Source organism: Streptomyces sp. SID14478 (assembly GCF_010548525.1).
Lineage (GTDB): Bacteria > Actinomycetota > Actinomycetes > Streptomycetales > Streptomycetaceae > Streptomyces.
Genome location: NZ_JAAGMG010001144.1, coordinates 1 through 8149 on the forward strand (window position 1 = coordinate 1; position 8149 = coordinate 8149).

An 8149-nucleotide genomic window follows, 5' to 3' on the forward strand; every position below is an offset into this window, starting at 1 on the left:
CTGCGCCGCACCCGCACCGAGTGCGCCCACCGCCACGCCCTCTTCGTCGCCGCGGCCCGGGCGGGTCTCGCGGGACCGGTGGCCGATGTCCTCGCCGAACAGGCGCCGGACGGTGCCGTACGCGCCGTCGTCGACCGCGGGGACGGGCCGCGCACCCCGGTCGAGCGGCTCGGGGACGGCGAGTTGAGGTACCTGGCGCTCGCCCTCGTGCTGCTCACCGGGCCGGGCATCCTGGAGGTGGACGCGGCGGCCGAGGTACCCGCGGCGTACCAGAGCCTCACGGTCCTCGCGGACGGTCTCGACCGGGGCCTCGACCCCGTCCAGAGCGCCGAACTCACCGCACTGGCCGCCCGGATGTGCGCCCGCGGGCACATCCGGCTGGTCGCGGCGGTGGGCGAGGCAGGCCCCGCGGACGAGGCGGCACGGGCGCACGGCGCGACGGTGGTAGACCTGGGGCCGTGACAGACGGAACCGACGACACGACCGGCACGACCGGCACGACCGATGCGACCGATGCGACCGATGCGCCCGAGATGACTGAGGCGACCGAGGTGACCGAGCCGGAGGGCGCGGGCGGCGCGACCGATAGGACGGGCGCCAGAGGCACCACGGGCGCTCCAGGCACTGCGGGTACGACCGGCACTGCGGGTATGGACGGCACCGCGGGTATGGCCGGCACTACGGGTACGGTCGCCACGCCCCTCGACGTGGCGACCCTGCAGACCCGGCTCGCGCACTTCGCCGCCTCCCGCCGCTGGGAGCCCTTCCACACCCCGAAGAACCTCGCGATGGCGCTCAGCGTCGAGGCCTCCGAACTGGTCGAGATCTTCCAGTGGCTGACCCCGGAGCAGGCGGCCCGGGTGATGGACGACCCGGAGTCGGCGCACCGCGTCGAGGACGAGGTGGCCGACGTCCTCGCGTACCTGCTGCAGCTGTGTGAGGTGCTCGGGATCGACGCGCTGGCCGCGCTCGCGGCGAAGATCGACCGGAACGAGAGCCGCTTTCCGGCCCCGGGTGCCTGAAACCGCCGTCGCGGGGGTCGCGGCATCGCCGATTGTCACTCTCCGGAGTCATTGAGATATCCACATCGGCCTTGGTGTCCACAGATTTCGGGCTTCCTCTGGCTTTTCGTCTCGCAGGCCCTCACTCTGGGTAGTGGACAAGGGAGTTCAGGCGGTACGGACGGGGACGCGGATGGATGCGGTGCGGCTCATCGGGGTCGGCCGACGGGCCCTGGCGCAGAGCCAGGACGCGCCGGACATCATGAGGGAGGCGTGGCAGGCACAAGCACTGGCACTGGCGATCGGCAGTCGGCTCGCTATGCAGGGGCCGCCTGAGTTACGGGGTGAGGCGCGCGCCCTGACAGAGGCGGGGACGCGCGGCAGCGGCGGTTCGGCGGTCCCGATCGTGGGGGCCGGCGGCATACGCGCGGCGCAGCTGACCGAACTGGGCGATGTGCGCGAGGCGTTGGTCGGCCTCGGCGTCCTGCTCGGCGACGTCGGCATCGCGCTCGTCGCGGTGGCGAGCGCGTCCTTCGAGGAGGGGGCCTATTGGCAGTGCATGGAAGCGATCGACGCGGCGGACGAGTCCCGGGACCGCGTCCTGGAGATACTGCGGCGGCTGCCGGAGTGGGACGGCCGGCTGCGCAGACCGGAGAGGGAGCCGGGCTCGGACTCGGCGGCCTGAGCGGCAGTGTGTGCGCCGGTGCGCGCTCCCGGCACGGGGTGGGGGAGCGCAGCGGCCCGTCGGCGAGGGCTGCGGGTGTCAGACGTCCTCGGCGGGCGGTCGCGCGGTGCCCGGGGGCTGTTGGAGGTCGGCGTCGAGCTGCGACAGATCGGCGTTGAGCGCCGCCATCAGCTCCTCCATCTGCTGCAGCAGGCCCTTCGGCGCCCCCTGCTGCTCCGGCACGGTGGTCTCGTGCACGGCCTGTTCGGGCACGGCTTCCTGGGACATGACGGCCTCCTCGGCCCTTGCCTTCCCGCGAGGGGAGGGGCAGTTGACGCAAGTGACGCCCGGCAGCGACCGCCGGCGCGGGTGCCGGGCGGTCCGGCACCGCCCGAGCCAACGATCACGCGCCGCGCCGGGTCACTGGGGAGGTCCGCCCCCGCACGCCGCGTTGACGCATTTTCACCCGACCGTGGGGGCGGGGGACCGGCGGGACCAGTGGGGTTGACGCACGTTCGAGCGTGCAGGATGGAGGCATGGATCTGCGAATCTTCACGGAGCCCCAGCAAGGGGCCACCTACGACACGTTGCTGACCGTTGCCAAGGCCACCGAGGACCTCGGTTTCGACGCCTTCTTCCGGTCGGACCACTACCTGCGCATGGGCTCGTCCGACGGGCTGCCGGGCCCCACGGACGCCTGGGTCACGCTCGCCGGGCTCGCCCGCGAGACCAAGCGGATCAGGCTCGGCACGCTGATGACCGCGGGCACCTTCCGGCTGCCCGGTGTGCTCGCGATCCAGGTGGCACAGGTCGACCAGATGTCGGGCGGCCGGGTCGAGCTGGGCCTGGGCGGCGCGGCGATGTTCGCGACGACGCTGCCGATCATCGGCTCCGTCTACCAGGGGCGGCAGCGGTCCGTCGCGCTCGGCGTGTTCGGCGCCGTGAGCGGGGGCGCGGCCGCGATCGGCCCGGTGCTCGGCGGGCTGCTCACCGAGGGGCCCGGCTGGCGGTGGATCTTCTGGGTCAATCTGCCGGTGAGCGTGGTCGCGGTGTGGCTGACGCTGCGGGCCGTACCGGAGTCGCGCGGGCCGAAGGGTCGGAAGATCGACTGGGCGGGGACCGTGTCGTTCGCGGCCTTCGCGGGCGGGGCGACGTACGCCGTCATCCGGGCCGGGGAGGAGGGCTGGGGCGAGCGGGGCGCGCTGCTCGCGTTCGCCGTCGCGGCCGTGGCGCTGGTGGCGTTCGTGCTCGTGGAGCGGCGTTCGGCGCACCCGATGCTGGATCTGGGGCTGCTGCGCAGGCCCGCGTTCGTGGGCGTGATGCTGGGGGCGTTCGCGTTCAACGCGGCCGCGTTCGGCGTGCTGCCGTATCTGTCGCTGTGGCTGCAGACGCTGCTGGGGATGAGCCCGGTCCGCGGCGGTCTGGTGTTCCTGTCGCTGTCGGGGGTGTCGATGCTGGTGTCGATCGCGGGCGGGAAGCTGCTGCACGGGGTGCCCGCGCGGATCACGGTCGGCGGCGGGCTCGTCCTCATCGGGGTCGGCGTCTGCTGCCAGGGCGTGCTCGACGCCGGGTCCTCGTGGGGCGCGCTGGTGCCGGGTCTGGTGCTGACCGGTGTCGGCGTGGGCCTGGTGGCCCCGGGGATCGCGGGCGCCGCCCTCGCCACGGTGGAGCCGGCCCGGGCCGGCATGGCGGGCGGCTCGCTCAACACGTTCCGCCAGCTCGGGTACGCGCTCGGCATCGCGGTCTTCGGCACCGTACTGATCTCGCGGATGCAGGACACCCTGCCGCGTGGCGCCGCGCATGCCCTCGCCGGGGGCGGGGCAGGGGCCCTGCGGCAGCGGCTTCCGGAGCAGAGCCTGCGGACGGCGTTCGCGCAGGGCCTCAACTCGGCCTCGGTCCTTGCCGGTTGTGTGGCGCTCGGCGCGGGCTTCCTGGTCCTCGTCCTGGTACGGTCACCCAAGACGCCCGTACCGGAACCGACCACTCCGCCCAAAGAATCGCTCGGTGCACCCCGGTGACCTCCGCGTACAGATTCGGTGGAGACCGATGAGGAACGGTGAAGAGGGGCGGGAGATTACGCCACCGAAACTTACTCAAGCGTAAGAATTCTGTCCCGCCCCTTCCCTTGTGGCCGTATTTAACCGGCTGACCTGTGCATATTCCGCGCGTTCGCGGTGACTGGAGACCCCTCCCGCCGCGGCGCGCGGTCGGGTACCGTCACCGACGCTGTGCGGAGCGCCACAAGGAGCAACTTTGCGTGAGTTCACGAATCCCGCTCTGGCGTCGGCGCCGCCGGTGGGCGGCCTGGCCGACGCCGTCTTCGACCGTGCCCTGGAGGATCCGGGCCACATCGCCTTCGGGCGCAAGGACAAGGAGGGCACGTGGCACGACGTCACCTCGGCCCAGTTCCGTGACGAGGTGATGGGCCTCGCCAAGGGTCTGCTGGCGCAGGGCATCCGGTTCGGCGACCGGGTCGCGATCATGTCGCCCACCCGCTACGAGTGGACGCTCTTCGACTTCGCGCTGTGGACGATCGGCGCCCAGGTCGTCCCGCTGTACCCCACCTCGTCGGCGGAACAGGTCTTCTGGATGCTGTACGACTCCCAGGTGACGGCGGCGGTCGTGGAGCACGAGGACCACGCGATGACCATCGCCACGGTCATCGACCGGCTGCCGCATCTGCACCGGCTGTGGCAGCTCGACTCGGACGCGGTCGCCGAGGTCACGGCGTCCGGCGCCCACATCGACGACGAGACGGTGCACCGCCACCGGCGCGCGGTCACCCCGGACTCGGTCGCCACGGTCATCTACACGTCGGGCACGACCGGCCGCCCCAAGGGCTGCGTGATCTCGCACGCGAACTTCATGTTCGAGGCCGACACGATGGTCAGACGCTGGGAGCCGGTGTTCTCCTCCAAGCGCGACAACGTGGCCTCCACGCTGCTGTTCCTGCCGCTGGCGCACGTCTTCGGGCGGATGGTGCAGATCGCGGCGGTGCGCGGCGGCGTCAAGATGGGACACCAGCCGCAGCTCAACGCGGCCGCCCTGCTGCCCGACCTGCAGGCGTTCCGGCCCACCTTCATCCTCGCGGTGCCGTACATCTTCGAGAAGGTCTTCAACGCGGCCCGCAGGAAGGCGGAGAAGGACGGCAAGTCGGGGCCCTTCGACAAGGCCGTGGAGTGCGCGGTGAAGTACGCGGACTCGCAGGAGGCCAAGGCCTTCGGCACCGGCCCCGGCCCGTCCGCGTCGCTGCGCATGCAGCACTCGCTCTTCGACAAGCTCGTCTACTCCAAGGTGCGCGAGGCGATGGGCGGCAGGGTGCGGCACGCCATGTCGGGCGGCTCGGGCATGGACCGGCGGCTCGGCCTGTTCTTCGCGGGCGCCGGCGTCACGATCTACGAGGGTTACGGGCTGACCGAGTCGACGGCCGCCGCGACCGCGAACCCGCCGGAGCAGACCCGCTACGGCACGGTCGGCAAGGCCATCCCCGGTACGACGGTGCACATCGCGGACGACGGCGAGGTGTGGCTGCACGGCGAGAACGTCTTCCAGGGGTACCTCAACGACCCGAAGGCGACGGACTCCGCCCTGCACGACGGCTGGCTCGCCACCGGCGACCTGGGCGTCCTCGACGAGGACGGCTATCTCACGATCACCGGGCGCAAGAAGGAGATCCTGGTGACCTCCGGCGGCAAGAGCGTCTCGCCGCAGCAACTGGAGGAGCGGGTCCGCGACCATCCGCTGATCGCGCAGTGCATCGTTGTGGGCAACGACCGCCCGTACATCGCGGCCCTCGTCACCCTCGACTCCGAGGCCGTCGAGCACTGGCTCGGCATGCGCGGCAAGCAGTTGATGACCCCGGCCGACCTGGTGCGCGACCCGGATCTGGAGATGGAGGTGCGGCGCGCGGTGGTGGCCGCCAACACCCTCGTCTCGCAGGCCGAGTCGATCCGTACGTTCCGGATACTGGCCCACCAGTTCAGCGAGGAGCACGGGCTCCTGACGCCGTCCCTGAAGCTGAAGCGGAAGGCGATCGAGGGGGCCTACTCGGCGGAGGTCGACGCGCTGTACCGCGGCTGAGCCCACGCACACAGCGTTTCTGACGGTTCATCAATTACCGATGCGTCAGTTATTGACGGTTCATCAGGTCGGACACAGAATCACCCTCACTTCGACGGAGGGGGCCCGACCGTGTCGCGACCGATCCGCGCCATCACCGCCACCGTGGCGGCGCTCCTGCTCGCCACCGCCTGCAACTCCACCGCCACCGACAACTCCCCTGACACCAAAGGGAGTGCGGCGCGAGGAGTGAGCGCTGACGCCATCAAGGTGGGCGGCATCGTCTCCATGACCACCGCGAGCGGCTACAGCAAGAAGGACACCGACCTGGGCGCCAGGGCCCGCTTCGCGCGGGCCAACGCCGAGGGCGGGGTCAACGGCCGGAAGATCGACTACCTGGGCGCGGAGGACGACGGCCAGGACCCCGCGAAGAACCTCGCCGCGGCCCGCAAACTCGTCCAGCAGGACAAGGTGTTCGCGATCGCGCCGATGAGCTCGGTGACCTTCTCGGGCGCCGACTTCCTGCAGAAACAGCAGGTGCCGACGTTCGGCTGGGGCACGATCCCGTCGTTCTGCGGGCCGACGTACATCTACGGATTCGGCGGCTGCATGGTGCCGATGCCCGGCGGCACGATCTCGCAGACGTGGCCGGAGGGGCTGAAGAACGTCACGGGCGGCGCCAAGGGCCGGACCGTCGCGATCCTCGCCAACGACAACGACGCGGGCACCTTCGCCATCCGCACCTACAAGCAGTCGTTCGCGTCGGCCGGCTACAAGGTGACGTACGCCAAGTCCTCCGTGCCCGCGACCTCGGTGCCCAGTGACTGGTCGGCGTACACCAAGGAGCTGTTGCGCAGCGACGGCGGCAAGGCCCCCGACGTCGTCGTGTCCGTGATGCAGACCCCGTACAACATCGGGCTGTTCACCGCCGTCAAGCGCACCGGCTTCAAGGGAGTGCTCACCGATCCGACGGACTACGACCCGGCCCTGCTCGCCAAGAGCACGACCAAGCAGGCGCTCGACGGGGTGCACGTGCTGCTGTCCTTCGAGCCGTTCGAGGCGCCGACGCCCGCGATGAAGCAGTTCAAGGCGGACATCAAGAAGGCGGCGGGCGGCAAGGACGTTCCGCTCAACATGCACATGATGACCGGCTACATGAGTGCGGACCTCTTCCTCGCCATCGCCGAGAAGGCGGGCAAGGACCTCACCGTCGCCTCGTTCCAGAAGGCCGCGAACGGCTTCTCGGACTCCGGGACCATGGTCGGGGACCGGGAACTGCCGCGCGGACAGAAGGAGTCGTTCGGCTGCGGCGCACTCGTGCAGCTCAAGGGCGGCTCGTACCGGGTGTCGTCCCCGTTCACGTGCTACGCGCCGATCCCGTTCAAGTAGGCGAGCAGGTCTGCCCGCAGCGTTCGTGAAGGGGACTTCTGAGGGGATCCGTCATGGCTGACCTGCTTGCCTTCGTGCTGAGCGGGCTGGTGTCGGGCGCGCTGTACGCGCTGCTCGCCACCGGTCTCGTACTGTCCTACTCGGCCTCCGGACTGTTCAACTTCGCGCACGGCGCGACGGCCTATCTGTGTGCGCTCACCTTCTACGAACTGCACTCGGGCTTCGGATGGCCCGCCGTGCCGACGGCGCTGTTGCTGGTCCTCGTCGTCTCCCCCCTGCTGGGCTGGGGACTCGACCGGCTGATGTTCCGCAAACTGGCGCGCGTCGGGGAGAGCGCACAGATCGTGGCGACGATCGGGCTGCTGGTCGCGCTGCCCGCGCTCGGCCTGTGGATCGTGGAACTCCTCGACGACGCGGGCGCGTCGGTGAAGCCCGCGGAGAACCAGTTCGGGCTGCCGGGGCTCGGGCCGAGCCCGGCGAAGAACTGGCAGCTGATGGACGGCGTCGGCATCGACTCCGACCAGCTGATCACCTGGGTGACGACGGCCGTCGTGGCACTGGGTCTGTGGATCCTCCTGCGCCACACGGCACTCGGGCTCAAGCTGCGGGCGAGCGTCGACAACCGTTCGCTGGTCGAACTGCGCGGGATGAGCGCGGACCGGCTGTCGTCGGTGGCGTGGATGCTGTCGTCGGGGCTCGCGGGCCTCGCGGGCGTCCTCGCCACTCCCCTGCTCGGGCTCTCCTCCCACGACTTCACCCTCTTCCTGTTCGTGTCGGCGACGGCCGCGGTGCTCGGCCGTTTCCTGTCCGTCCCCCTCGCCTTCGCGGGCGGGCTGGGGCTGGGCGTGCTGCAGAACCTGGTCGCGGGGTACGCCTCGTTCGCGGAGAAGATCACCGGGTTCCGTACGGCCGTGCCGTTCCTGATCCTGTTCGCCGGGCTGCTGCTGCTCACCCGGCGCCGGCGCACGGCGGGCACGGCCGCGGCGGACGCGCCGCCCGTGGACTATCTGGCGGGCCGCTCGTGGCTGCGGCGGTG

At 70.8% G+C, this 8149-nt stretch carries 7 protein-coding genes and 1 pseudogene; 7 read left to right on the top strand and 1 reads right to left on the bottom strand.

Annotation, left to right across the window (positions count from 1 at the left end):
• From G3I40_RS36690 to G3I40_RS36700, 3 genes and pseudogenes are all read left to right on the top strand, one after another.
• Window positions 1–462 (top strand): annotated as a pseudogene (locus G3I40_RS36690) (ATP-binding protein); the annotation flags it as partial.
• Between the two features lie 206 nt (window positions 463–668).
• Window positions 669–1022, top strand: coding sequence for a nucleotide pyrophosphohydrolase (locus G3I40_RS36695; protein ID WP_164304060.1), 354 nt, complete (start codon window positions 669–671; stop codon window positions 1020–1022).
• Window positions 1023–1194: 172 nt separating this feature from the next.
• Window positions 1195–1686 carry a DUF6099 family protein gene (locus G3I40_RS36700; protein WP_164304048.1) on the top strand — a complete coding sequence of 164 codons (492 nt, stop codon included), beginning with the start codon at window positions 1195–1197 and terminating at the stop codon, window positions 1684–1686.
• A gap of 78 nt (window positions 1687–1764) precedes the next feature.
• Here G3I40_RS36700 and G3I40_RS36705 read toward each other — a convergent pair whose 3' ends face one another.
• The gene (locus G3I40_RS36705) at window positions 1765–1953 is read right to left on the bottom strand and encodes a hypothetical protein (protein ID WP_164304049.1); all 189 of its coding nucleotides are present in this window, start codon (window positions 1951–1953) and stop codon (window positions 1765–1767) included.
• A 248-nt stretch (window positions 1954–2201) separates the two neighbouring features.
• On the opposite strand from G3I40_RS36705, the gene G3I40_RS36710 reads away from it, so the two are divergent.
• The 4 genes from G3I40_RS36710 to G3I40_RS36725 form a co-directional block, all read left to right on the top strand.
• The gene (locus tag G3I40_RS36710) at window positions 2202–3683 is read left to right on the top strand and encodes an MFS transporter (protein WP_164559156.1); all 1482 of its coding nucleotides are present in this window, start codon (window positions 2202–2204) and stop codon (window positions 3681–3683) included.
• A 235-nt stretch (window positions 3684–3918) separates the two neighbouring features.
• Window positions 3919–5745: an AMP-dependent synthetase/ligase gene (locus G3I40_RS36715; protein ID WP_164559157.1), complete on the top strand. Its 1827-nt coding sequence runs from the start codon at window positions 3919–3921 to the stop codon at window positions 5743–5745.
• Window positions 5746–5856: 111 nt separating this feature from the next.
• The gene (locus G3I40_RS36720) at window positions 5857–7113 is read left to right on the top strand and encodes an ABC transporter substrate-binding protein (RefSeq protein ID WP_164559158.1); all 1257 of its coding nucleotides are present in this window, start codon (window positions 5857–5859) and stop codon (window positions 7111–7113) included.
• 53 nt (window positions 7114–7166) lie between these two features.
• Window positions 7167–8149, top strand: a 983-nt coding sequence (locus G3I40_RS36725; RefSeq protein ID WP_164559159.1) for a branched-chain amino acid ABC transporter permease, incomplete at its 3' end; no start/stop codon positions are given.